At 47.4% G+C, this 25,486-nt stretch carries 23 protein-coding genes and 1 other annotated feature; of the genes, 11 read left to right on the forward strand and 12 right to left on the reverse strand.

Features of this window, described 5'->3' with window-relative positions; genetic code table 11:
- Window positions 1-28: 28 nt before the first annotated feature.
- The 3 genes from HV127_RS26100 to HV127_RS26115 all read right to left on the reverse strand — a co-directional run bounded on the left by HV127_RS26100 (window position 29) and on the right by HV127_RS26115 (window position 3,429).
- Window positions 29-1,387, reverse strand: a complete 1,359-nt coding sequence (locus HV127_RS26100) for an APC family permease (RefSeq protein WP_182207278.1) — start codon at window positions 1,385-1,387, stop codon at window positions 29-31.
- A gap of 287 nt (window positions 1,388-1,674) precedes the next feature.
- Entirely contained in the window at window positions 1,675-2,565 is an 891-nt protein-coding gene (locus tag HV127_RS26110; RefSeq protein ID WP_182239794.1) for a LysR substrate-binding domain-containing protein, read from the reverse strand.
- A gap of 39 nt (window positions 2,566-2,604) precedes the next feature.
- Window positions 2,605-3,429 (reverse strand): SDR family oxidoreductase, encoded by an 825-nt coding sequence (locus HV127_RS26115; protein WP_182239796.1) that lies wholly within the window; start codon window positions 3,427-3,429, stop codon window positions 2,605-2,607.
- A 174-nt stretch (window positions 3,430-3,603) separates the two neighbouring features.
- Between HV127_RS26115 and hisL the strand changes: the two genes are divergently transcribed.
- The 9 genes from hisL to hisIE all read left to right on the forward strand — a co-directional run bounded on the left by hisL (window position 3,604) and on the right by hisIE (window position 10,843).
- A complete protein-coding gene (gene hisL, locus HV127_RS26120) occupies window positions 3,604-3,654 on the forward strand; it encodes a his operon leader peptide (RefSeq protein ID WP_009654477.1) in 51 nt (16 codons plus the stop codon).
- Window positions 3,630-3,752 (forward strand) — a sequence feature (His leader region). (Overlaps the previous gene by 25 nt.)
- Before the next feature lie 47 nt (window positions 3,753-3,799).
- On the forward strand, window positions 3,800-4,699 hold the full coding sequence (gene hisG, locus HV127_RS26125) for an ATP phosphoribosyltransferase (RefSeq protein WP_110275568.1): 900 nt from the start codon (window positions 3,800-3,802) through the stop codon (window positions 4,697-4,699).
- 39 nt (window positions 4,700-4,738) lie between these two features.
- Entirely contained in the window at window positions 4,739-6,043 is a 1,305-nt protein-coding gene (gene hisD / locus HV127_RS26130; RefSeq protein WP_182239798.1) for a histidinol dehydrogenase, read from the forward strand.
- Entirely contained in the window at window positions 6,040-7,101 is a 1,062-nt protein-coding gene (gene hisC / locus HV127_RS26135) for a histidinol-phosphate transaminase (RefSeq protein ID WP_182239800.1), read from the forward strand. Before hisD ends, hisC begins: the two co-directional genes overlap by 4 nt.
- On the forward strand, window positions 7,098-8,165 hold the full coding sequence (hisB, locus tag HV127_RS26140) for a bifunctional histidinol-phosphatase/imidazoleglycerol-phosphate dehydratase HisB (protein ID WP_182239802.1): 1,068 nt from the start codon (window positions 7,098-7,100) through the stop codon (window positions 8,163-8,165). Before hisC ends, hisB begins: the two co-directional genes overlap by 4 nt.
- On the forward strand, window positions 8,165-8,755 hold the full coding sequence (hisH, locus tag HV127_RS26145; protein WP_182207284.1) for an imidazole glycerol phosphate synthase subunit HisH: 591 nt from the start codon (window positions 8,165-8,167) through the stop codon (window positions 8,753-8,755). The genes hisB and hisH overlap by 1 nt, the downstream gene beginning before the upstream one ends.
- A complete protein-coding gene (gene hisA / locus HV127_RS26150) occupies window positions 8,755-9,492 on the forward strand; it encodes a 1-(5-phosphoribosyl)-5-[(5-phosphoribosylamino)methylideneamino]imidazole-4-carboxamide isomerase (RefSeq protein ID WP_182239804.1) in 738 nt (245 codons plus the stop codon). The genes hisH and hisA overlap by 1 nt, the downstream gene beginning before the upstream one ends.
- A complete protein-coding gene (hisF, locus tag HV127_RS26155) occupies window positions 9,474-10,250 on the forward strand; it encodes an imidazole glycerol phosphate synthase subunit HisF (protein ID WP_182239807.1) in 777 nt (258 codons plus the stop codon). The genes hisA and hisF overlap by 19 nt, the downstream gene beginning before the upstream one ends.
- Complete coding sequence (gene hisIE / locus HV127_RS26160; protein ID WP_182239809.1) at window positions 10,244-10,843, forward strand: bifunctional phosphoribosyl-AMP cyclohydrolase/phosphoribosyl-ATP diphosphatase HisIE; 600 nt, start codon at window positions 10,244-10,246, stop codon at window positions 10,841-10,843. The genes hisF and hisIE overlap by 7 nt, the downstream gene beginning before the upstream one ends.
- A gap of 63 nt (window positions 10,844-10,906) precedes the next feature.
- Here the strand turns inward: hisIE and HV127_RS26165 are convergent, their stop codons facing one another.
- From HV127_RS26165 to HV127_RS26200, 8 genes are all read right to left on the reverse strand, one after another.
- Entirely contained in the window at window positions 10,907-11,914 is a 1,008-nt protein-coding gene (locus HV127_RS26165) for an acyltransferase (RefSeq protein WP_228727503.1), read from the reverse strand.
- A 388-nt stretch (window positions 11,915-12,302) separates the two neighbouring features.
- Window positions 12,303-13,640 (reverse strand): glycosyltransferase, encoded by a 1,338-nt coding sequence (locus HV127_RS26170; RefSeq protein ID WP_182239811.1) that lies wholly within the window; start codon window positions 13,638-13,640, stop codon window positions 12,303-12,305.
- Window positions 13,641-13,787: 147 nt separating this feature from the next.
- Complete coding sequence (locus HV127_RS26175; RefSeq protein ID WP_182239813.1) at window positions 13,788-14,933, reverse strand: glycosyltransferase family 4 protein; 1,146 nt, start codon at window positions 14,931-14,933, stop codon at window positions 13,788-13,790.
- Window positions 14,934-15,827: a glycosyltransferase gene (locus HV127_RS26180; RefSeq protein ID WP_182239815.1), complete on the reverse strand. Its 894-nt coding sequence runs from the start codon at window positions 15,825-15,827 to the stop codon at window positions 14,934-14,936.
- Window positions 15,824-16,978 (reverse strand): UDP-galactopyranose mutase, encoded by a 1,155-nt coding sequence (gene glf, locus HV127_RS26185; protein ID WP_182239817.1) that lies wholly within the window; start codon window positions 16,976-16,978, stop codon window positions 15,824-15,826. The genes HV127_RS26180 and glf overlap by 4 nt, the downstream gene beginning before the upstream one ends.
- Window positions 16,979-16,997: 19 nt before the next feature.
- Entirely contained in the window at window positions 16,998-18,890 is a 1,893-nt protein-coding gene (locus HV127_RS26190; RefSeq protein ID WP_182239819.1) for a DUF4422 domain-containing protein, read from the reverse strand.
- A 13-nt stretch (window positions 18,891-18,903) separates the two neighbouring features.
- A complete protein-coding gene (rfbB, locus tag HV127_RS26195; protein ID WP_182239821.1) occupies window positions 18,904-19,644 on the reverse strand; it encodes an O-antigen export ABC transporter ATP-binding protein RfbB in 741 nt (246 codons plus the stop codon).
- The gene (locus HV127_RS26200; protein ID WP_182240848.1) at window positions 19,644-20,411 is read right to left on the reverse strand and encodes an ABC transporter permease; all 768 of its coding nucleotides are present in this window, start codon (window positions 20,409-20,411) and stop codon (window positions 19,644-19,646) included. The genes rfbB and HV127_RS26200 overlap by 1 nt, the downstream gene beginning before the upstream one ends.
- A 1,464-nt stretch (window positions 20,412-21,875) precedes the next feature.
- Between HV127_RS26200 and HV127_RS26205 the strand changes: the two genes are divergently transcribed.
- Both HV127_RS26205 and HV127_RS26210 read left to right on the forward strand, forming a co-directional pair.
- The gene (locus HV127_RS26205) at window positions 21,876-22,880 is read left to right on the forward strand and encodes an NAD-dependent epimerase (RefSeq protein ID WP_182207293.1); all 1,005 of its coding nucleotides are present in this window, start codon (window positions 21,876-21,878) and stop codon (window positions 22,878-22,880) included.
- Between the two features lie 477 nt (window positions 22,881-23,357).
- A complete protein-coding gene (locus HV127_RS26210; protein ID WP_142512903.1) occupies window positions 23,358-23,480 on the forward strand; it encodes a small membrane protein in 123 nt (40 codons plus the stop codon).
- A gap of 732 nt (window positions 23,481-24,212) precedes the next feature.
- Here the strand turns inward: HV127_RS26210 and ugd are convergent.
- Window positions 24,213-25,379 carry a UDP-glucose 6-dehydrogenase gene (gene ugd / locus HV127_RS26215; RefSeq protein ID WP_182239823.1) on the reverse strand — a complete coding sequence of 389 codons (1,167 nt, stop codon included), beginning with the start codon at window positions 25,377-25,379 and terminating at the stop codon, window positions 24,213-24,215.
- Window positions 25,380-25,486: the final 107 nt, after the last annotated feature.

The raw sequence follows: 25,486 nt of genomic DNA on the forward strand, positions 1-25,486 counted from the left end.
CTCCGGCTTTTCTCATCACATTGTGTGATTAAGCAACGTCTTCGTACTGCGGTACCGGGTTGCGGAAGCTTTTAGTTACGCAGGCCAGGTAGAGCAGACCAATACCGCCCCAGATCAGGCCGAGAACCATTGAGCTCTCTTCCAGGTTGATCCACAGTGCGCCAACGGTCAACGCGCCGCACACCGGCAGGAACAGGTAGTTAAAGTGGTCTTTCAGCGTCTTGTTGCGTTTTTCACGGATCCAGAACTGTGAGATCACCGACAGGTTAACGAAGGTGAACGCCACCAGCGCACCAAAGTTAATCAGCGCCGTCGCCGTCACCAGGTCGAATTTAATCGCCAGCAGGGCAATCACGCCAACCAGCAGTACGTTCCATGCCGGGGTACGCCATTTCGGATGAACATAACCGAAGAAACGGCTTGGGAACACGCCATCGCGGCCCATCACGTACATCAGACGAGAAACGCCCGCGTGCGCGGCCATGCCGGATGCCAGTACGGTGACGCTGGAGAAAATCAGCACGCCCCACTGGAATGTTTTGCCCGCCACGTACAGCATGATTTCTGGCTGCGACGCATCCGGATCTTTAAAGCGCGAGATATCCGGGAAGTACAGTTGCAGGAAGTAGGACGCCCCGATAAAGATCAGGCCGCCAATCAGCGCGGTCAGGAAGATAGCTTTCGGGATCACGCGCTCTGCATCTTTGGTTTCTTCAGACAGAGAAGAGATACCGTCAAAGCCGAGGAACGAGAAGCACAGGATCGTCGCACCGGTAATCATCGGCACCACGTGCGCGCCTTCAGACCAGAACGGACGGGTGCTGGTCAGCGTCCCCGCGCCTTCGCCGTGCGCAACACCGTAGATAATCATCCCAACAATCACCGCCACGATACCCATCTGCAGGATAACGATCAGCGTGTTGAAGTTCGCCACGGTCTTAATGCTGCGCAGGTTCGAAGCGGTCATAAAAGCCACCAGCGCGACAACGAAGATCCACGATGGTACGGAAGGCACCAGCGCTTCAAAGTAAATTTTCGCCAGCAGAATGTTGATCATCGGCATGAACAGGTAGTCCAGCAGCGATGACCAGCCAACCATAAAGCCGACAGCCGGGCTGATGGATTTCTGTGCGTAGGTGTAAGCGGAACCCGCTGACGGGAAACGGCGAACCAGTTTACCGTAGCTCAGTGCCGTGAAGAGAATGGCGATCAGCGCGAAGGCGTAGGCCGTCGCAACGTGACCATCAGTCAATCCAGAGACGATACCAAACGTATCGAACAGCGTCATTGGCTGCATATAGGCCAAGCCCATCATAACAACCGGAATCAACGTAAGCGTTTTACGTAATTCCACGCGAGAGGTTTTTGGAGTAGCGTTATGCGACATAGTTATCCCCTTTTACGGCGAATGCCAGCGCGTAAGCAAAAAATTGCCCCATTTCTTTGTATTCCTCAGCGACAACCACTGTCGGTTTTTAGTAAATATCTATCCGGTACGAAGCCCGGCCTCTTGGTATTGAATGATGTGTCTTTCAACCAAAAAAATAACCGACACTTTAAAAAAGCGTCGGCCAGTTTCTGATTTTCAGGACGCGTATTTTGCAACAACTACTGGCACGATGACAAGATGTTGCAAGGCCAAAAAATGGCGGCAATTATTTAAAAGCCTAATATTCATACGATTTTAGTATTATAGATGTTACGGATAGCACTATTTGCTAATACCTCGTTTCGCCACCATTCGCCTGCAGGTCCACAGGCATCTTCATTCCAGCCAATCCAGGCACGATTTAAAGGCCCAGGAACCGTCGCTGTTATTATCTTTAGCTCGCCGCTCTCTAATAACGCCTGTACCTGAAATAGCGGCAAATAGCCCCATCCCAGTCCAGAGCAAAGTAAGGCCAGCTGACTGGCGATATCGAAAACCGTCAGGCTGTCCGGACTATCCCCTTGTGGCCAGGGGTTAACGGTCACAATAGCGCGATGGCGTCGCAGCGTCCGCCAGCTCAACGGTTCAGGGGTATGGGCAAGCGGATGCAGTGGTGAAACGACAAACACCTGTTCCAGCGTCCCTAGCGGGCTAAAGCCGTAACCGCTTAACGCCGGCGGTTCGCTCAGCGCGCCGAGCACCAGATCCGCCTCTCCGTCCACCAGCGTTTGCCAGGCCGACGAGGCTATGTCACGGCGAAAATGCAGGCGAGTGACGTTATGCAGGCGGTAAAACGAGGTGATTAGCGGGGCCAGTAGAAAGAAAGGAAAGGCGTTATCGACGGCCAGCACCAGCGCATTTTCCCAGCCCTGATGCAGCTTAATAGCCTGTTTTTCCAGTTCACGGGCGGTATGCAGCACGTCGCGCCCCTTTTCCAGCAGCATCTGTCCGGTTCGGGTAAAACGCGCCCGGTGGCCGCTGCGGTCAAGGAGCTGAATATTGAGGTCGCTTTCCAGCTTATGGATGGTGTAGCTCAATGCCGAGGGCGTTTTATAGAGCTTTGCCGAGGCTGCGGCAAAGCTGCCCTCTTTTTCGAGGGCATCAAGAATGACGAGCACATCCAGCAGTGGTTTCATCGTCGTCCCCCTTACGGTACGCGATTCGCCGCTGGCGGATTACTCCATCGGCATTACCAGCGGGTCGGGGTACTGGTATTCAAACCCCAGTTCGTAGCAAATACGGTTACCATCAACGATCTTGCCTGCGCCGTTTTCCGGATTATCACTAAATACAGGCTCAGGAAGCCCCAGCTCACGGGCCATTTGCGGGTAAAAAACGCCGCGCGCAGGGTGCTTAGGCGCACATATATTATAGATGTGCCCGCCCTTCGGGGCCTGCAATAACAGCTCAATGGCGGCAATCACATCCTGGAGATGCACCAGATTGACGCCGTGCTGGCCGTCCGGCGCGGATTTCCCGGCAAAGAAGCGCCCCGGATGACGGGACGGCCCCACCAGCCCGGCGAGGCGTAAAATATCCACCGAGGTGCCGGGAAGATTATGCAGCCAGTCCTCCAGCTCTTTCAGCACCCTGCCGCTGGCGGTTTGCGGGTTGCGCGGGGAGCTCTCTTTCAGCGTGCCGCTGGCGTTGCCATAAACAGAGGTTGAGCTGGTAAAAATGATCCGCGGCACGTGATGGGCCAGCGCGGTATCGACGATTTCCTGTACCGCCTGAAGGTAAAAATCCTCCCCCGGCCCAGTGCGGCGCGCCGGTAAGGTGATCACCAGCGCATCAACATTCATTAGTGCATCCAGGTCGTCGGTATCGCAGACCAGCTGCGGTTCCAGACGTAACGGATAGCCGTCGATGCCGCACATCCGCGCCGCCTCCACGCCATCTTGCGTGGTCTTACTGCCGGTCACCTGCCATCCACGCGACATCAACGACAGCGCAAGCGGCATACCCAGCCATCCCAAACCTACGATCGCGACCTTTTTCATCCCCTTGCTCCTGACTTTTCGCTGTACTGACTTAAGGCTACGCCAGCCGATGGCAACTGACAATTTCTTCGGTCAATATGAAATGAATTAATGATAGAAAAAAGCCCTTGCTTTATGCGAGTAAAGTGGTTTAGGTTAAAGGCATCAAATGCATAGTCATTCACAGAGAATTTTATGAACAGCGTTCAATTTAAAAACCACCATCATCACCATCATCCTGACTAGTCTTTCAGGCGATGTGTGCTGGAAGACGTTTGGATCTTCCAGTGGTGCATGAACGCAAAGAGAGCCCCCGGAAGATTCACTTCCGGGGGCTTTTTTTTGGACCGAATTCGGACAGATTCAGACAAGGTTACAGAGGAAAATAAGAATGTTAGACAACAGCCGTTTACGCATAGCTATTCAGAAATCAGGGCGTTTAAGTGAAGATTCACGCGAATTACTCAGCCGCTGCGGCATCAAAGTGAATTTGCACACCCAGCGCCTGATTGCGATGGCGGAAAATATGCCAATCGACATTCTGCGCGTGCGTGATGACGATATCCCGGGCCTTATCATGGATGGCGTGGTCGATTTGGGGATTATCGGCGAAAACGTGCTGGAAGAAGAGCTGCTGAGCCGCCGCGCTCAGGGCGAAGATCCGCGCTACTTCACCCTGCGCCGTCTCGATTTCGGCGGCTGCCGCCTGTCACTGGCGACTCCGGCAGATGAAAAATGGGACGGCCCGGCTGCGCTTGACGGTAAACGCATCGCCACCTCCTACCCGCACCTGCTGAAGCGTTACCTTGACCAAAAAGGCATCTCGTTCAAATCCTGCCTGCTGAACGGCTCGGTTGAAGTGGCCCCGCGCGCTGGCCTCGCCGACGCCATTTGCGACCTGGTGTCTACCGGCGCGACCCTCGAAGCGAACGGCCTGCGTGAAGTGGAAGTCATGTTCCGCTCCAAAGCCTGTCTGATCCAGCGCGACGGCGAGATGGCAGATAGCAAACAGCAGCTGATTGACCGCCTGCTGACTCGTATTCAGGGCGTAATTCAGGCCCGCGAGTCGAAATACATCATGATGCACGCCCCGACCGAGCGTCTGGAAGAAGTGGTGGCCCTGCTGCCGGGCGCCGAACGTCCAACTATTCTGCCGCTGGCTGGCGACAAGCAGCGCGTGGCAATGCACATGGTAAGCAGCGAAACCCTGTTCTGGGAAACCATGGAAAAACTGAAAGCGCTGGGTGCCAGCTCCATTCTGGTGCTGCCGATTGAGAAGATGATGGAGTAATCCGACAGGTCGGTAATGGGACAAACAGGGGAAACAATCATGAGCTTCAACACAATCATCGACTGGAACGGCCGTAGCGCAGAACAACAGCAACAACTCTTAATGCGCCCGGCGATTTCCGCCTCCGAAAGCATCAGCAAAACGGTGTCGGAGATCCTTAGCAATGTGAAAAGCAACGGCGATGCGGCCCTGCGCGAGTACAGCGCAAAGTTCGATAAGACCGATGTCAAGGCGCTGAAGGTCAGTGAAGAAGAGATTGCCGCCGCCGGCGCGCGCCTGAGCGACGAGCTCAAGCAGGCGATGGCCGTGGCAGTTAAGAACGTCGAAACCTTTCATAACGCGCAAAAAATTCAGGCCGTTGATGTCGAAACCATGCCGGGCGTACGCTGCCAGCAGGTGACCCGCCCTATCGCCTCCGTCGGCTTATATATTCCCGGTGGCTCTGCGCCGCTGTTTTCAACGGTACTGATGCTGGCGACGCCTGCGCGCATCGCCGGTTGCCAGCAAGTTGTTCTGTGCTCGCCGCCGCCGATTGCCGATGAAATCCTCTATGCCGCCCAGCTGTGCGGCGTGCGCAATATCTTTAACGTCGGCGGCGCGCAGGCGATTGCCGCCCTGGCCTTCGGCACCGAGTCGGTCGCCAAAGTCGATAAAATCTTTGGTCCAGGCAACGCCTTCGTTACCGAAGCCAAGCGCCAGGTGAGCCAGCGTCTTGACGGCGCGGCGATCGACATGCCCGCCGGACCGTCGGAAGTGCTGGTGATCGCCGATAGCGGCGCCACCCCGGATTTTGTCGCCTCTGACCTGCTTTCGCAGGCGGAGCACGGCCCGGATTCGCAGGTGATTCTGCTGACGCCGGACGCCGATATGGGCACCCGCGTTGCACAAGCCGTCGAGCGCCAGTTGGCTGCGCTACCGCGTGCGGAAACTGCCCGTGAAGCGCTCTCTGCCAGCCGGATTATCGTGGCTCGCGATATCGCCCAGTGCGTTGAGATTTCCAACCAGTACGGTCCGGAACACCTGATTATTCAGACCCGCAACGCCCGTGAGCTGGTCGACAGTATCACCAGCGCTGGTTCCGTGTTCCTTGGTGACTGGTCGCCGGAATCCGCAGGCGATTACGCCTCCGGTACCAACCACGTATTGCCGACCTACGGCTACACCGCGACCTGCTCCAGCCTTGGCCTTGCGGATTTCCAGAAACGCATGACCGTGCAGGAGCTGTCGCGCGAAGGGTTTGCCGCCCTCGCCGCCGCCATTGAGACTCTGGCCGCCGCCGAGCGCCTGGACGCCCACAAAAACGCCGTTACGCTGCGCGTTGCAGCCCTTAAGGAGCAAGCATGAGCATCGAAGATTTAGCCCGCGCCAACGTCCGCGCGCTGACGCCGTATCAATCTGCTCGCCGTCTGGGCGGAAAAGGCGATGTCTGGCTGAACGCCAACGAATTCCCCACGGCGGTAGAGTTTCAGCTAACCGAGCAAACGCTGAACCGCTACCCGGAACCGCAACCGAAAGCAGTGATTGAACGCTACGCACAGTACGCGGGCGTGAAGCCGGAACAGGTGCTGGTCAGCCGTGGCGCAGATGAAGGTATCGAACTGCTGATCCGCGCGTTCTGCGAGCCGGGCCAGGATGCGGTACTCTACTGCCCGCCGACCTACGGTATGTATAGCGTCAGCGCGGAAACCATCGGCGTGACCTGCCGCACGGTGCCGACGCTCGCCGACTGGCAGCTGGATCTGCCGGGTATCGCGGCAAATCTCGACGGTGTGAAAGTGGTGTTTGTTTGCAGCCCAAACAACCCAACCGGGCAGATTATCAACCCGAAAGATTTCCGCACCCTGCTGGAGATGGCGCGTGGTAAAGCTATCGTGGTGGCGGATGAAGCCTATATTGAGTTCTGCCCGCAAGCGACGCTGGCAACCTGGCTAAACGAAAATCCGCACCTGGTGGTCCTGCGCACGCTGTCCAAAGCATTCGCGCTGGCTGGACTGCGCTGTGGCTTTACCCTCGCCAACGCCGAAGTGATTAACGTGCTGATGAAGGTGATCGCCCCCTATCCGCTCTCCACGCCGGTCGCCGATATCGCCGCCCAGGCGCTCAGCGCCGAAGGAATTGCCGCAATGCGGGCACGCGTGGCGCAGATCCTCGACGAGCGCGATTATCTGGTCAGCCAGTTGCGCAACATCGCCTGCGTTGAAGAAGTGTTCGACTCCGAGACTAACTACGTTCTGGCGCGGATCACCGCCTCCAGCGCGGTGTTTAAATCTTTGTGGGCTCAGGGCATTATCTTACGTGACCAGAATAAACAACCTTCATTAAGCGGCTGTTTGCGTATCACTATCGGTACCCGTGCAGAGAGCCAGCGCGTCATTGACGCTTTGACTGCGGAGAATGTATGACCCAGAAGTTTCTCTTTATTGACCGTGACGGTACGCTGATTTCCGAGCCACCGGTTGATTTCCAGGTAGATCGCTTTGATAAGCTGGCCTTTGAGCCGCAGGTAATCCCGGCCCTGCTGAAGCTGCAGCAGGAAGGCTACAAGCTGGTGATGATCACCAACCAGGACGGTCTGGGGACCGCCAGCCTGCCGCAGGACGAGTTCGACGGTCCGCACAACCTGATGATGCAGATTTTCACCTCGCAGGGCGTCAACTTTGGCGAAGTGCTGATTTGTCCGCACCTGCCGGCCGATAACTGCGACTGCCGCAAGCCGAAAACTAAGCTGGTGCTGCCGTGGCTAGCAGAAGGCGTGATGGATACCGCCCACAGCTACGTGATCGGCGACCGCGAGACCGATATCCAGCTGGCGGATAATATGGGCATTATCGGCCTGCGCTATGACCGCGAAAAGCTGGATTGGTCAACCATTTGCGAACAGCTGACCCGCCGCGACCGCTATGCCCACGTCGAGCGCAACACCAAGGAGACGCAGGTTGATGTGAAAGTGTGGCTGGACCGCGAAGGCGGCAGCAAAATTCACACCGGCGTCGGCTTCTTCGATCATATGCTCGATCAAATCGCCACCCACGGCGGATTCCGCCTGGAAATCAACGTTGGCGGCGACCTCTATATCGACGATCACCATACCGTGGAAGATACTGGCCTCGCGCTGGGCGAAGCGCTGAAGCTGGCGCTGGGTGACAAACGCGGCATCGGTCGTTTCGGTTTTGTGCTGCCGATGGACGAATGCCTGGCCCGCTGCGCGCTGGATATCTCCGGTCGCCCGCATCTTGAATACCGCGCCGACTTTACCTATCAGCGCGTTGGTGATTTGAGCACCGAGATGGTTGAACACTTCTTCCGCTCGCTCTCCTACACCATGGCGGTCACCCTGCACCTGAAAACCAAGGGTAAAAACGACCATCACCGCGTGGAGAGCCTGTTTAAAGCCTTTGGCCGCACGCTGCGCCAGGCGATTCGCGTCCAGGGCGACACGCTGCCGTCTTCGAAAGGGGTATTGTGATGAACGTGGTGATCCTCGATACCGGCTGCGCCAACCTCAATTCGGTGAAATCGGCGGTAAGTCGCCACGGCTATGAGCCGCTGGTCAGCCGCGACCCGGATGTGGTGCTGCGCGCCGATAAACTGTTCCTTCCCGGCGTCGGTACTGCTCAGGCGGCGATGGACCAGCTGCGCGAGCGCGATTTAATCGAACTTATCAAAGCCTGCACTCAGCCGGTGCTGGGGATCTGCCTCGGCATGCAGCTGCTGGGTACACGCAGCGAAGAGAATAACGGCGTCGATTTGTTGGGCATCATCGAGCAGGATGTGCCGAAAATGACCGACCATGGCCTGCCGCTGCCGCATATGGGCTGGAACCAGGTGTATGCCAAAGCAGGCGACCGTCTGTTTCGCGGTATTGAGGACGGGGCATATTTCTATTTCGTCCACAGTTATGCGATGCCGGTTAACGCCAATACCATCGCCCAGTGCAGCTACGGCGAGGCCTTCACCGCGGCAGTGCAGAAAGATAACTTTTTTGGTGTGCAGTTCCACCCAGAACGCTCCGGCAGCGCCGGGGCGCAGCTGCTGAAAAACTTCCTGGAGATGTGATGATCATTCCTGCGTTAGATTTAATTGACGGCACGGTTGTCCGTCTCCATCAGGGCGATTACGGCCAGCAGCGCGACTACGGTAACGATCCGCTGCCGCGCCTGCAATCCTATGCGGCGCAAGGGGCCGAAGTGTTGCACCTGGTCGACCTGACCGGTGCAAAAGATCCGGCGAAGCGCCAGATCTCCTTACTGAAAACGTTAGTTGCCGGAGTCAACGTACCGGTGCAAGTTGGCGGCGGCGTGCGCACGGAAGAAGACGTGGCCGCCCTGCTTGAAGCGGGCGTGGCGCGCGTGGTGGTAGGCTCGACGGCGGTGAAATCGCCGGAAGTGGTCAAAGGCTGGTTTAAACGTTTTGGCCCACAGCACCTGGTGCTGGCGCTGGACGTGCGCATCGACGCCGAAGGTAATAAGCAGGTGGCGGTTAGCGGCTGGCAGGAAAATTCCGGCGTCACGCTGGAAGAGCTGGTGGAAAGCTATCAATCCGTCGGCCTGCAGCACGTCCTGTGTACCGATATTTCCCGCGACGGCACCCTGGCCGGGTCAAACGTCTCGCTGTATGAAGAAGTTTGCGCTCGCTACCCACAGGTGGCGTTTCAGTCCTCCGGCGGCATTGGCGATCTCAATGATATCGCCGCGCTGCGCGGTACCGGAGTGCGCGGGGTGATTGTCGGCCGCGCGCTGCTGGAAGGTAAATTCAACGTAACGGAGGCCATTCAATGCTGGCAAAACGGATAATCCCCTGCCTCGACGTTCGCGATGGCCAGGTAGTGAAAGGCGTGCAGTTCCGTAATCACGAAATCATCGGCGATATCGTCCCGCTGGCGAAACGCTATGCCGACGAGGGCGCAGATGAGCTGGTGTTCTACGATATCACCGCCTCCAGCGATGGCCGCGTGGTGGACAAAAGCTGGGTGTCGCGGGTCGCGGAAGTGATCGACATCCCGTTCTGCGTGGCGGGCGGCATTAAGTCGCTGGAAGAGGCGGCACAAATCCTCTCCTTCGGCGCGGATAAAATCTCTATCAACTCACCTGCCCTCGCGGATCCGACGTTGATTACCCGCCTCGCCGACCGTTTCGGCGTGCAGTGTATTGTAGTGGGCATTGATACCTGGTTTGACGCCGATAGCGGTAAGTATCACGTCAATCAGTATACCGGCGATGAGAGCCGCACGCGGGTGACACAGTGGGAAACGCTGGACTGGGTGCAGGAAGTGCAGAAGCGCGGGGCCGGCGAGATTGTCCTCAACATGATGAACCAGGACGGCGTGCGTAACGGCTACGACCTGGAACAGTTAAGCAAGGTACGCGCCGTGTGCCATGTTCCGCTGATAGCTTCCGGCGGCGCGGGCACCATGGAGCACTTCCTGGAAGCCTTCCGCGACGCCAACGTCGACGGTGCGCTGGCCGCCTCGGTGTTCCATAAGCAAATCATCAATATTGGTGAACTGAAAACGTACCTGGCAGCACAGGGCATGGAGATTAGGGTATGTTAACTGAACAACTGGATTGGCAAAAAACCGACGGTCTGATGCCGGTCATCGTGCAGCACGCCGTTTCCGGCGAAGTGCTGATGCTGGGTTATATGAACCAGGAAGCGCTGGCGAAAACCGAAGAAACCGGCAAGGTCACTTTCTATTCACGGACCAAACAGCGTTTGTGGACCAAGGGGGAAACGTCAGGCAATTTCCTTAACGTGGTCAGCATCACCCCGGATTGCGATAACGACACCCTGCTGGTACTGGTGAATCCGATTGGCCCGACCTGCCATAAAGGCACCTCAAGCTGCTTCGGCGATATCGGCCACCAGTGGCTGTTCTTGTATCAGCTGGAGCAGCTGTTGGCGGAACGCAAACATGCTGATCCTGAAAGCTCCTATACCGCGAAGCTCTATGCCAGCGGTACCAAGCGTATTGCGCAGAAAGTGGGAGAAGAAGGTGTGGAAACCGCGCTGGCCGCAACGGTGCATGACAAGTTCGAGCTGAAGAATGAAGCGTCGGATTTGATGTATCACCTGCTGGTGCTGCTGCAGGATCAGGAGTTGAACTTGACGGATGTGGTGGAAAATCTACGTAGTCGACATAAGTAAATGACAACAGGGAGGCAGTTAGCCGCCTCCCTATAATATGGCTCGATTGGTACTGTGTGTATTTCAACCCACTTTTGCAATAAAGCGCTTTAGTAGTCGGTACAGTGGATAGTCAATAAACCGGGCGTAGATATAGGCAATAAAGATAGCCGCTGCTGCGGCAATAGAAACTGATGTCCAACCGTTTTGTGGATCAAATATAAATCCCGAGACAATGATCAGCTCATGTAAGAGATAGAGCGGGAAACTGATATAGCCTAAAAATAAAAACACGCTGGAGGTAAACACTTTCTTAATGAGTTGTTCATCTTCCAGATAGTCGATAAACAAGACTGGAATAAACACGAGAAAAAGAAAATAATCCAGTCGACTATGATTCAGGGCATACACGCCAATAATACAGGCAACAGCAGAGACAGTAATAAACAGTGCTGAAAATTTCTCTTTCATGATACGGCTAAAAGCAGCCGTCTGCGCTAGGGAAAAGCATAACGATCCCACTAGCATTGAAAGTGCCGCTGTAAGCATTGATGCTGGGACGCCAGATGAATAATAACCCCACATAAAAACGAATATCACTACGGCAATAACAAATCGAACCAGAACACCTAACTTAATGAAAATTAAGGGTATTAGTAGTGAACACCAAAATTCAAGGCTAATACTCCATGAAGGTTCATTAATCAACTGAAATTTATACCAATATATACCGTGAAGAAATAGAATGTTTTTTAGGAAATTGACCAGAGAGAAAACCTCTTCGCTGGGTACATAACCACCACTTCTGGCATTATAATAATAAACCAATACCATTAGTACCGCAGAGATAAAATGTAACGGCCATAGTCGGGCCAGGCGAGTTAGCAGATATTTAAAAAAACTGCCTGAAGAGTGTGCGTAAGAGAGAACAAATCCACTCATGATAAAAAAGTAAATCACGCACAGATAAGCACCGCTAAAGGGTCTTACTGGTGTCCATCCCACAAAACTGCCTATCATATGGCTAAGCATGACCATAACAGCCAATATGCCACGAATTCCATCAATGGCATTAAACCTGTTGACGTTCAATTGATATTCCTTTGACCCATGAGTATATTATAAGCACTAGCAAAATTATCCGCACATGGAATAATAATATTTAAAATTTAATACTATTCAGTAAAACCTGGCACCCTCCGCAAGACATCTATAAAACATCTCCTTTATAATACTCAACAATTAGACTGCCCCCAGTCTTAATTATGAGGTCATAAAGAATACATATACGAAACATTTATAACTTGTAACATTTTTAAAAGATACGGAAAAATTGTCAATATGTTAATTCCGTCGTAAAAATAATATATTTTTATACTCTTTAATTGATTTTTATAAATGAACATAAAAAAGGCCTGTCTGCACGACAGCAGACAGGCCGATAAATAATGTTAAAGAAAAAAACCTGCAAAAAGTTAGATCATTTTTTCTTCACAATAAATTCGTTGATAACTCTAAATGGTTTTGTCATTTTCCAGGATAAAGACGAAACGATACTCGCATGGTGCTGAGTTACACGATGCAGTTCGTTTCTAATCTTTAATAGTTCCTGCTGCTGATTTTGATATTTACCCTCTAAACTCATGTTCAAATCTTCGAACTGCTGGATACGTGTTTCTTGTTCTTTTATATGTTCACTAAACTCAATCATCTGCTTATTGAGTCCGTCAACTTCATTCTGCATAGTTGACGTTAACTGCTTGAGAGAGTTGTTCTCCAGTTGCAGTTGCGTCGCATTCATATGCGCATGTTCCAGTTCCCGTAAGACCCGATCCTTTAAAGAAAAGATATACTCTTCAGCTGATTGATTAACTATTCGGTAATACGCAGCTTTAATAAAATCATCGAAAAAATCGCTGTCATTAACGTTTAGCGATACTACGAATGATTTAACATCATTGAATAAAGAATTAAAGATTGGATCTGAAATCGTATTCAAATTCCACTCAAGAAAAACAACAACATAGTTATTAAAATCCTGAGTTCTCAAGGGTACAAACCCATGGGATTGCATAAAATTATGCAGTGCAGTCAATGCATCCAGGGCACAGTGCCAGGAATGAGCTCGGGTTGCTGAAAGTGACTCTGAGCGATTGACGGTATGAGATATAAGAATTTCATCCAGCAAAGAGACTCGCTTTGCCATGAGCATAAAAGAGCTCACAAAAAACAGATCATTGGTCGTTCTGAGAGGCTGAAACTGAAGTCCGAGGTCAAGAATTGCTTGTCGTCTGAACAATTTATCCCACGGCCACCAAATGAATGCTCTAAAAAAGTCGTGAGTTATTTCCTGAGAGGAGAAAACCTCTCTTTCAGGCAGTAAGTCTTCTCGTACAGATGATGGCATGGGTACATATGAAAGTGTTTGTAGATCATATGACTGGCACCGACAGACAACAACATCAGCTTGAGTTGCAATTGCCCGATCGGACATTTGCTTTAACATATCTTGATTAGCAAAATCATCATCATCAAGGAAAATAATGTATTCGCCTGTGGCTAATTTTAGTCCACGATTCCTGGATGCACCGCCACCAATGTTGCTCAAATTATTAATAATTTGAACTCGAGGATCAGTATCAGCAATATATTTGATAATATCTAAGGTATCATCTGATGAATTATCATTAACAATGATAATTTCTATCTCTTTCAGCGATTGCGATAAGATTGTATCTAACGTTTCTACAATGTATTCAGCTGCATTATGCACAGGGATGACAACAGAGACAATTGCTTTCATAGATTTTTCAGACATTCAAGCACCTTTCATAATGGGAGAAACGCATATGGTTATTATTAATAGAGCGCGTTTAAGGTGTGATTTATTAAAGTCGGATACAACCAGCAGGTATTAAATTTTGTAGGTAGAGATAAGTAAATGAACAAGGTTAGATTTTAATTATTATCCTTCAACAACATCATGATATGTTTTCAAAGTTTTGCTAATAATCATCCCGCTAGAGAATTTATCCTGAATGCGCTTGCGTCCTTTAATTCCCATTTCAACTCGTGCTTTCGGATTGCCTAATAAAAAGTCGAGTTTATCAGCTAATTCCTCCGGAGAATTACTTTTCACAATGATGCCATTATCATTATCAATAATAAGACTATCGCAACCTCCAACATCGTAGGCAATGCATGCCCGTCCAACCGAAGAAGCCTCAAGCAGTATACGCGGGACCCCTTCAGAGTAGACCGATGGTAAAGCCACTATATTTGACTCTTCAATCAGATCACACACATTAGAACAGTGGCCGAGCCAGTTAATCAGTCCCTCATTATGCCAGCGCTGAATAACATCCAGAGAAATAGCATCCTTGTCATTTTCAACAAGAATGCCTGCTACATTCAAAGTAAAATAGATGTTTCTCTTTTCGAGAATTTTTTTGGCCTCAATCAGGTCACCTAATCCTTTACTCCATAGCATGCGGCTGGCGAAAAGTACAACCGGGATATCACGTTCTTGCTCAATCGAGTATTTATAAATATCAGGGTTGATGCCCGCACCATCGATAACAATCGTCTGTTGGGAGTCAATGCCAACAAAACCGATTAGCTTTTTGCGGTCTTTATCATGTTCAAACATAAAAATACTACGCTTATTACTGGCGATATATTTATATGCAGAAATAGTTAAATTACGCAATAACTTCAGCAGTCTGGATTCACACGAAAAAACACGTCCTAACCCCACAAAACTCACAATGACAGGACGATTAGCCCTTTTCGATAAAAGACCACCGATAAGACATGGCTTTATTGTGATGCAGTGAAGAAGATCAGGATTAATTTCTTTAATAATTTTCCGAGCACTAAAGAAAGCGCGGAAAAAAGTTGCGACATTAAATGACTGAGCTTCAAGAGGAACGCTATGGCATTTAAAACCGAATGTCTTAAATTTATTTTCCACTCTGTCATCAACGAAATGGCTAATGATGTGAATCTCATAACCAGCATCCCGGGCGGCGATTGCACGATCTATCCAGTGCAAATCAAAGTACCAATCCGAGTTTATGAAATAACACAATTTTTTCATTGACATATCCAATTAATGATACTTACCGCTGATTCCCTTTATGCCATGGATAATTCCACGAGACAGAAAACGTAAATACAACCATTTACTGTGCTGCCATGGCAATATAGAAATATATTTAACCAAGCGTAAAAGAATCGAGAGACTGCTGAAAACCTCAACTCTCGGGAATATTTTCTTAGCTAAAATAAGATTTCGGCAAAGATAATAAACTTTCCATTCCGGTGTAATGCTTTTCCCTTGAATACTCACATCATGCGAAAAAATAAGCTCAGGAGAATAGCGAATTTTTTCCCCACTCAGCGTCAATCGATAACCAAAGTAGAGATCGTCAAAATATAAAAATAGCTCTTCATGAATACTATCAATATGATTAGAGAGCAAATCTTTCGCTATAATCATACCGACAAACGAAACAGTTTGGACAATCTCTGGTCTATAAACAGACGGAATAAACCTGGCTGGATTTTTAATATAACGTAAAGTATCTGACAATGTCGATGGCACCTTAGAAAATGGCATATTCATTGCGCAGGGTTTCCCCTGAAGATCCTTTACTAACCCAGCAAAAACCCGTGAATCATCTTTTTCTAATTGAGAAAATTTTTCCAGAATATCGCTTTCAGGATAAGCATCGTCATCGTAAAAGAATATCCAGTCAGTATCGATATGGCTGCATATAAATTGACTTCCCTCCTTAAAGCCACCAGCACCACCGGTATTGAATGGCAAATTAAGTACGGTAATCCGCGGGTCGGTAACCCGGTCGAGCCAAGTTTGGGTACCATCCGTAGACCCATTATTAACAATAACAACCGTTGAAAAATTAAGCCTTACAGTCTCAAACACTGTTTTTTTCAATTTTTCCAAACGGTTGTAGGTGACTATTAGCGCAGTACAATTCATCGTACAGAGACCGTAAATACCGGCATTTCCTCATTATTACTCAGCGTTGATAAATACTTATCAGCCGTTTTCAATGCTTCGGCAATGGTAACATCCATATCGAGGTAGCGATAAGTTCCCAGGCGTCCAACGAAAGTAATATTTTGCTCACTCTCCGCAAGAGATAAATACTTTTCCAGCAATGCCATCTCACCCATCTGACGAATAGGGTAATAAGGAATATCGTTTTCTCCACATGCACGACTGTATTCTTTATAACATATAGAACCTTCGTGGTTTTCCCAAGGAGAGAAATATTTGTGCTCTGTAATACGGGTGTACGGTACATCAATGGAGCAGTAATTCATCACTGCACAGCCTTGATAATCCCCCTGATAACTAAATTTCTCAAAATCAAGGGTACGATAGCCAAGGCGGCCATATTGGTATGAATAAAATGCATCCAGAGGCCCACTATAGAATACGTGATCGTAACTTTCACGCTCTTGCGCATCAAAGGATTGCTGAAGCTCAATGGTAATATTTTCATGATTGGCAATTGACTCAATCATTTTTGTATAACCTAGTTTCGGCATCCCCTGAAATTTATGGTTAAAGTAATTATCATCATAGTTAAATCGCACCGGCAAACGCTTGAGAATCGATGCAGGAAGCTCCGAGGGCTGCATCCCCCACTGCTTGATAGTGTAGCCTTTAAAGAAAGCTTCATAGAGTTCTTTACCGATAAACCGCAAAGCCTGCTCTTCAAAGGTTCGTGGTTCCAGAATCGAGCTATCCCCTTTTTCAGCAATTAATGCTCGAGCCTCATCCGGAGAACATGTTTTAGCAAAAAACTGGTTAATCGTATGCAGGTTAATCGGTAGTGAGAAGACCTGATTGTTAACGGTTGCTTTCACCCGATTTATATAAGGCATCATCTCGGCGTGCTGAGTTACATAGTCCCATACGGTTTCATTGTCGGTATGGAAAATATGTGGGCCATAAACGTGAACCATCACGTCGGTCTGCGGATCGCGAGCATCGTAGGAGTTGCCGCCAATATGATCACGTTGATCAATTATTCTAATACGATGCCCATGCTCTGCGAGCTGGCGCGCGATGACAGCACCGGAGAATCCAGCACCCACGATTAATATATTTTTAGTTTTCATTGCTTATCTCCAAACAGTCTTAACCAAGAATCGAGCGTCTAACTTTATAATAATATTTAGTAATCGTATTTCGCCTCGGTGAGCCGATGGGAGCATATTTATTCAGATAAGGCATCAGTACTCTTTTTATTTTTGTCTGGAACAAAATTTGTTGTTGCGCAGGAATAGATGAAATGCTGGGTGAATGCATCACAGGTAATTGACGAAAATAGACTTCTTTCTCCCATGGAGTATTGATGACGTTTTCAAAGAAATCATCATAAAAATCCACTTTATCTGTATTCCATGGCTTATTTTCACCAGCATAATGAATCATATTTGGATTCATTCTGGCCTTCAAAAAACGCATATAGGTTGCAAACTGCAAATTCGGGAAGAAGTCCTCTGTGTTACCATTACCATGATAAACATTCCACTCCAGGGGTAGAAACTCGACCCTGCCGTAGAAAACTTTATTCATGATATCCTGATCAAGAAACCAGTATTTCTTCTCTTTAAGTGTCTTAATCAGCTCCGCAAAAGTATTTTCCTGTACCATTTGTGCGACATTGAAAACAATAATACCGGCCTGGAAATACTCATCAGGATTAGTCATTTTCAGCGTTTTTTGCAGATATTCCCCGGCAGGCATTACGCCATCTGCCGATTCCGACATAGCACCAAACTTAACAAAACCTTCCATGACAATATCTTTGACCGCTGCGACCAGATTACTACCAAGATCGACTTGCAACAAAGCCGCCAGGTCGGCCTTCACAACGGTATCTGAATCAATAAACACCACTTTTTCATAGTCGCGGAAAAGCTGTGGGATAAACAAGCGGGCATAAGTCGATGCGCTGAAATGTGCACGAGTATGCACACCGTTCATTTCTGTAAACGCATTGACATCAAAAAATCGTAGTGAAATATTTTGGTAACCTGCAACCAGGTTGACTAGCCTCTGTTTATTAAGATTGCTGACTTTATTTTCTAACACCACTATGTCGTAGTTGGAATTTTTATTTGAGTGGCGAACGATGGAGTTGATTAAAGCACCGCCGCTTAAAGCATAATTATCATCAAAGCTAATAACAATGGGGGTCGCAGTAGCAAAAACAGGCTTCAGTTTGCCATTAAACGTTTCGTTAGTAACAAACGTACGCTGTAATTCTTTAATCTTCAGATCTTTGTTTTGCTGCTGCTTGATAATGTAAATATTAAAAAGCCGCTCTGCAATATGTCCGATAACGCGTTTCTCCTGAGCATTGTAATTATTCATGGAGATACGACCTTCCAGATTAGACAAAATGGCGAAAAGCCACTCTGAGTAATCAACGAACATCTCTTTGCGCATCACAAACATGTTCGTATAGTAGCCATCCGTTGCATTATTAAATTGCTGAACAGCTGACTGATAATCAGGATATAGATCAGCAACCACCTCTAGCGCTGCCTGATAATCTTTTAAGTGTAAAAAATCACCCTTCTCATAATGGTCAAGGTTGTTTTTACTGCCAGCGGAGAGAACCGACCATTTTTTGGGTAGCAGTAAATCATAAGCTTCAATGCATTGTTGGATCGAGGTATCGTTCAACCCAAATTGATTTTCATACTCTGAATCAATAATCGGCGAATTTACCACTCCCCAGTTATCTTCTGGAAAATCCTGTTGTTCTGAAAAATTTAAATGCCGGCGATAATGCATGAACCCGACATAATCCGGTAGAGATTCATTTTTCCAGACCCAGTAATGTGCAGTCAACTCACAATAGAACGGGTTTTTAAACGAAATACTCTCTCCGGTATCATCACCGACACAACCAATATCGTTGTAAGAGTTGGCTTTACCTACATGCAGTGGTTTTATAATCGAGGCATTCAGAAATGCACTGGGTTTATGATGACAGGTGTAAATTTTAATACTATTCATTTTATTACCAGACTTAGGCCATTGCTTGTTTGTAAAGTTCAATGATTCTTTCTGCCGAACCAATTTCCCGGAGACGATGATTTTCTATCCAAACGACCCGATCACAAATTTTTTCCACATCACTCATATTGTGACTAACAAATAAGATCGTTACTCCACGACTTTTGAATTCTTTAATGGTTTTGATACACTTAGCCTGAAAGGCTATATCACCAACGGCAAGTACTTCATCAATGATCAATATGTCAGGTTCGACCTGACTTATAACCGAAAACCCTAATTTAGCTAGCATACCACTTGAATAAACACGAATAGGCTCATCAATAAACTCGCCTAACTCGGAAAACTCGATAATACGCTCCATCCGCTGCTGAACTTCTTTACGGCGTAAACCAAGAAGGGTGGCATTCAGAAAAATATTCTCTCGACCTGTCAGTTCAGGATGAAAGCCACCACCTAACTCCAGCATTGAAGCGACCCGCCCATGGGTTGTCACGGAACCTTTAGTCGGTTTAATTACGCCAGCCACTAACCCCAGAGAGGTGCTCTTGCCCGCGCCATTACGTCCAATAAGAGCGACGGCTTCTCCTTTACCAACGGTAAAAGAAACATCCTGGATAGCAAGGTATTTACGCCCCTTCAATAACTGGAACGCCCTTTTAGGGTGAAATACTAAATCTTTAATTCCTGAGCCAATATGATGGTAAAGTGGATATTCTTTTGTAACGTTGTTGAAATTAATTACTGGTTCCATCACAAGATCTCTGCAAATCGATATTTTAATTTATTAAAAATACTCAATCCCACAACCGTCAGGATAATACCTGTCATGTACAAAACGGATATATGTTCATAGTTTAATACACCATCCATAAACAACTGACGCCAGCTAAGAATCATACTGGCGAGAGGATTATAGGTGATTACCCAACTATATGTTTCAGGGATCATGTCCGATGCGTAGAGAATGGGTGTACAGTAAAACATCAGCATAATGCCTAGGGTGACAAATCTTTCTAAATCCCTAAAAAAGAGGTTCAATGTAGAAAATATGATTGATACACCGAACGTAAAAATGACTTGTCCAATAGCAATCAACGGTATCCCCCAAAGCCATGAAATAGAAGGACTCATTCCATAAACATAAAGAAATGCAATAATAACCGGGATTGTGCACAAGAAATGCAAGCCCTCCATCATGACATTACTTAATGGAATGACTGAACGCGGAAATACGGTTTTTTTAATAATTTGTGCATTGGCAATAAATGAAAATAATGAATTGGTTGCTGAACTTGCAAACCACTGCCAAGGGAAAAGACCGGTTATCAGGAAAATGGTATAATTAGGTATCTGCACTCGCATGATAAGTTTGAAAATAAAATAATATATCATGGCAAAAAGCAAGGGATTGGCAATGGACCATAAATAACCGAAGACGCTACTTTTATAACGTACCTTAAGATCTTTATTAGTAATAACAACAAGAAGATCAAATAGATAGCCTAGATTATACTTCATTTTTATACTCATATTTACTCTATGATATTTAACGCAAACCACTCATACACAATAGATTTAGAATTACAGCGTAGAATACTAAATTTGCCTTGAAATGCAGAGTCTCTGAAAAAACAAATCCGTTAGATGACTTAGTCAGTCATATTCACACATGTAACAAGGAAAATGCAAAATACAAGTTTAAATGAATTCTTTCAGAATTATTAGTTTGCTTTACTCGTCGTAGCGATAAGGAATCGACCATTTTCACACGTCATAAAGCTATTTAATCTCTCAGATAGAGAGTATCGATAAACAAGGTAGCCATCAACAACGTACTTGTCTCCCCCTAGATTTTCGACCTTGCTCTCGTATAGGAAGGCTTTCCAACACCAACAAACCTAAAACATAAAACATAAAACATAAAACATAAAACATAAAAGTCTTATTTTTTAATTAGTTATAAAAAAACCATCCAACCTATCTCGCATTGAAGCACGCTACCGCCATTGGCTGTCGCAACCAAACTGCGTAACGCTTCCGTTTTCTGGTTATGAGATAAATCTGTAGCAACTACTCTTACTACAGCAATATCAAATCACTGAGCCGCCCCCCCCTGCTCTACAGACCTCAATCTCATAGGATACAGCGCTAAAAGATTTGCAGCCCCTAGCACTTGCGCTCTTCGGATGAAAAGCAAGTCAGTCAGGCCTCACTCTCTCTGTTTTCCGGTACTCTAACCATCAGGATTTTCTCAATTCTTGCCTCTAAAATGGCTCATTGCTTAACTGGCATTCCTTGTAAACCCCGAGCATGTAACTTTACGATGAGTTCCAAGAACTCTCTTGCACGGGTCACTGCGTTCCTGCCTTTGCAAAGGCACCATAATGTAACTCATTCTCAGTTTAGTGTCTTATTTCCTAATAAACATAAAATTGACGCTCATTCGAACAATACGATCGCCAAACAAATGAATCGTCGCGCATTATAGCTCTGGTCCGCAAGAATAAAAATAAAAAAGCGCAGATAATCAATTCACCAAACAAATTAATTGCGTTACAAATATTTACTTAATAAAAATGAAATCACATGTAACATCATGATTTAAAAGAAATAACAACCTAACACACTAATTTTAATTTGATTAAACTGAATGATCAACCAAAAAATGATCGAGAATACATACTAAAAATCAATTTTAAGGTATAAATTTTTTTCAATTCCTTTGACAACTCCCCGCCTGTTATCCTTCTCTGATCATATATATATCATTATGAAATTATTAATAAGCTAACCATACTTAATGGTAATGATTTTTATTTACAGAGGAACTGATGCATACTTTGCAGGAATTCCGACGATATCGCGCTCATCTCTCGGATTGCAGCGCGCCACGGCGACAGGGAAAGCAGGTGATCCGCACGGCAAGCCAGTGTAAAATCGATGATTATATTGAGCGGGGCACAGCAAACCCGGAGGATAAATATGAAGTTTTTAGTGACTGGAGCCGCAGGATTCATCGGCTTTCACGCGTGCAAGCGCCTTCTGGAGGCGGGTCATGAGGTTGTTGGTATCGACAATATGAACGACTACTACGACGTCAATCTTAAACAGTCTCGCCTGGACTTACTGCAATCTCCCCTGTTCAGTTTTCACAAAATTGATCTGGCCGATCGTGAAGGTATGGCTCAACTTTTCGCTAGTGAGAAGTTTAATCGAGTGATCCATCTCGCCGCCCAGGCTGGCGTGCGTTATTCCCTGGAAAACCCGTTCGCTTACGCTGATTCCAACCTGATTGGTTATCTGAACATACTGGAAGGTTGCCGACATAACAAAGTCGAACATCTGTTATATGCCTCATCCAGCTCGGTCTATGGTTTAAACCGCAAGATGCCATTCTCAACCGACGATTCGGTTGATCACCCGGTTTCACTGTATGCGGCCACCAAGAAAGCAAACGAACTGATGGCGCATACCTACTCTCACCTTTACGGGATCCCAACAACCGGACTGCGATTCTTTACCGTTTACGGCCCATGGGGTCGGCCGGACATGGCGCTGTTCAAGTTCACGAAGGCTATGCTGGAAGGGAAGAGTATTGATGTATACAACTATGGGAAAATGAAGCGCGACTTCACCTATATTGACGATATCGTCGAGGCGATAGTGCGCATGCAGGATATCATTCCACAACCCAATCCTGAGTGGACGGTTGAGACGGGTTCGCCAGCGGACAGCTCAGCCCCGTATCGTGTTTATAACATCGGTAATAGTTCACCCGTTGAGCTAATGGATTACATCACTGCGCTGGAAGAGGCTTTAGGGATGAAGGCTGAGAAGAATATGATGCCGATTCAACCCGGAGATGTACTGGAAACCAGTGCCGACACCAAACCGCTGTATGACATGGTTGGATTCAGACCGCAGACAACGGTCAGACAGGGAGTGAAGAATTTCGTTGATTGGTATAAGGCATATTACAAAGCGTAATATCCGTAGATAGCAAACGATAAGCCGCAGTGTCTACATTGCGGCTTTTTTACGCCGGGGGGAAACGTCATTCAAAGGCCTTGTTTAGTTAGTCTCACTGATCGGACTCGACTTATGTGCAATGTTCATAAAACCGACTAAATCTTGCCAAAGTCAACCAAGAATAAACTAATTGGAAATATTTTTATCGTAACCCCATATTCCCCCCTCTCTTCTGTCACCTCTCATGCAGCCTATAATCTCACAAAATCTGTAAAAGACAGGTTTTTAATCCATAAAAATAATGACTACGGGTTCAGGATTCAGTAAAAATCATAGAAAAAGCGTTATATTCTTTCCTGATAAATACCACTCACAGCATATAGGAATTTTCTTAAACTTAGGTTATGTTAATCAAGCTAAAGCAAACTTTAGCAGATGTATCATAAGTGCTCAGGCAAATGGACTTATAACATTACTCCCAATCTGGTATGTATCATGGAAAATATTTTTTTCTTGGTCGTTGCTGCCATACTACTGATTGTTTCAGTTTTCTTTCTGATTTCTTATCTCAAAGATCAGAAAAAAACCAAACTAACATTTAACAAGCGCAAGTGGTGAAACGAAAAAATAATATAATTATAATGCTGGCATAGGAAATAATAATATAAGAATAAAACACTGCCAGCGGTGGGGAGCTGTACGGTCTTTATCAGCTGGCATTGGGAAATTGGTAGTGGTGATAACCTTAAGTTATTCAGTATCGGAAATCGATATTATGCATTAAGACATCAATAATACATCTCTATACCCTAAATAATTCGAGTTGCAGGCAGGCAGCAAGAGAGTGAATCCCGATGAGCTTACTCTGGTAAGTGACTCCGGTGAACGAGCGCAGCCAACGCACATGCAACTTGAAGTATGACGGGTATATGACTACAGGTGCATTATAAGCCACTAATATCGCAGCTTCCCACCACGACCCCTGCCCACCTACCGAGCAAACATTAACCGGGAGTGCATCGCACGACTGGGAGTTGCAGCTTCCAGAATCCCTGGATTCAGAAATAACAAAAGCCTGCAAGCAGGCTCTGTTTTACCTTCCGGCGCTTATCTCCAGCATCTACATCTCAGTGACGGTAGCTCTCCACAAGGTAGATTTAACATATCCGACCTCAATGATTGGCACAAGATGATCGATTGAAGAATACAAGCGGGGTCACGTTTTTTGGGTGTTTAGCCAGGGAAGAAAAACGGGATGATTTGCCAGACGAATAGCTGAACAGCTGAGGGAGGAGAAAGGACTGGTGAAAATTTCTGACCGGCAGCGAAAACCACCGGTCAGAGGGGAGATTAGTCACTACCAAACAAATCGCGGGTATACACTTTATCTGCAACGTCCGACAGCTCTTCAGCCATGCGGTTTGAGACAATCACATCAGCCTCTTGTTTGAACGCTTCGAAATCGCGAACCACGCGGGAATTGAAGAACTCATCTTCCTGCATGACCGGTTCGTAAATAATAACCGGGATACCTTTGGCCTTGATGCGCTTCATGATGCCCTGAATAGAAGAAGCACGGAAGTTATCAGAACCACTCTTCATTATCAGACGATAGACACCAACGACTTTAGGCTTACGCGCCAGGATAGAGTCGGCGATAAAATCTTTGCGTGTGCGGTTGGCATCAACAATCGCGCCAATGATGTTGTTCGGCACAGATTCATAGTTTGCCAGCAGTTGCTTAGCATCCTTCGGTAAGCAGTAGCCGCCATAGCCAAAGGATGGATTGTTATAGTGATTACCAATGCGCGGATCGAGACACACACCTTCAATAATCTGCTTACTGTTCAGACCCTGACTCTCAGCGTAGCTATCCAGTTCATTGAAGTAAGCTACGCGCAGCGCCAGGTAGGTGTTGGCAAATAACTTAATGGCTTCAGCTTCTGTAGAGTCCGTAAACAGCGTCGGAATGTCCTGTTTGATCGCCCCTTCTTTCAGGAGGTTAGCAAAACGTTCTGCGCGTTCTGAACGCTCACCAATAACGATGCGGGATGGATGCAGGTTGTCGTATAACGCACGGCCTTCACGCAGGAACTCTGGAGAGAAAATAACATTATCAATCCCCAGACGCTCTTTAATATCACGCGTAAAACCGACGGGAATTGTTGATTTAATAACCATTACCGCATTAGGGTTAATTTCCGTGACATCACGAATAACGGCTTCAACGGTTGAGGTATTAAAGTAATTTGTTTTTGGGTCGTAATCAGTCGGCGTGGCGATAATGACATAATCAGCATTACGATAGGCATCATGCTTGTCAGTTGTCGCACGAAAATTCAACGGTTTTTCCGCCAGATATTCCTGGATCTCCTTATCGACGATCGGGGAGATCTTTTGGTTAATCATATCAACTTTAGATTGAATGATATCCAGCGCAACCACCTCGTGGTTCTGCGCAATCAGGATGCCATTCGACAAACCAACATAACCGGTACCGGCAATAGTAATTATCATTCGATCACACTTTAATCAGTTAACTGGACGGCGGCATATTTGCCACCCTGGTAATCAACACTTGTGGCGGTTTTACTCCGTGGCAGTAAGTATGTCAAGAACAGACC

It is taken from the genome of Klebsiella sp. RHBSTW-00215 (assembly GCF_014103785.1).
Taxonomy (GTDB): Bacteria; Pseudomonadota; Gammaproteobacteria; order Enterobacterales; family Enterobacteriaceae; genus Klebsiella.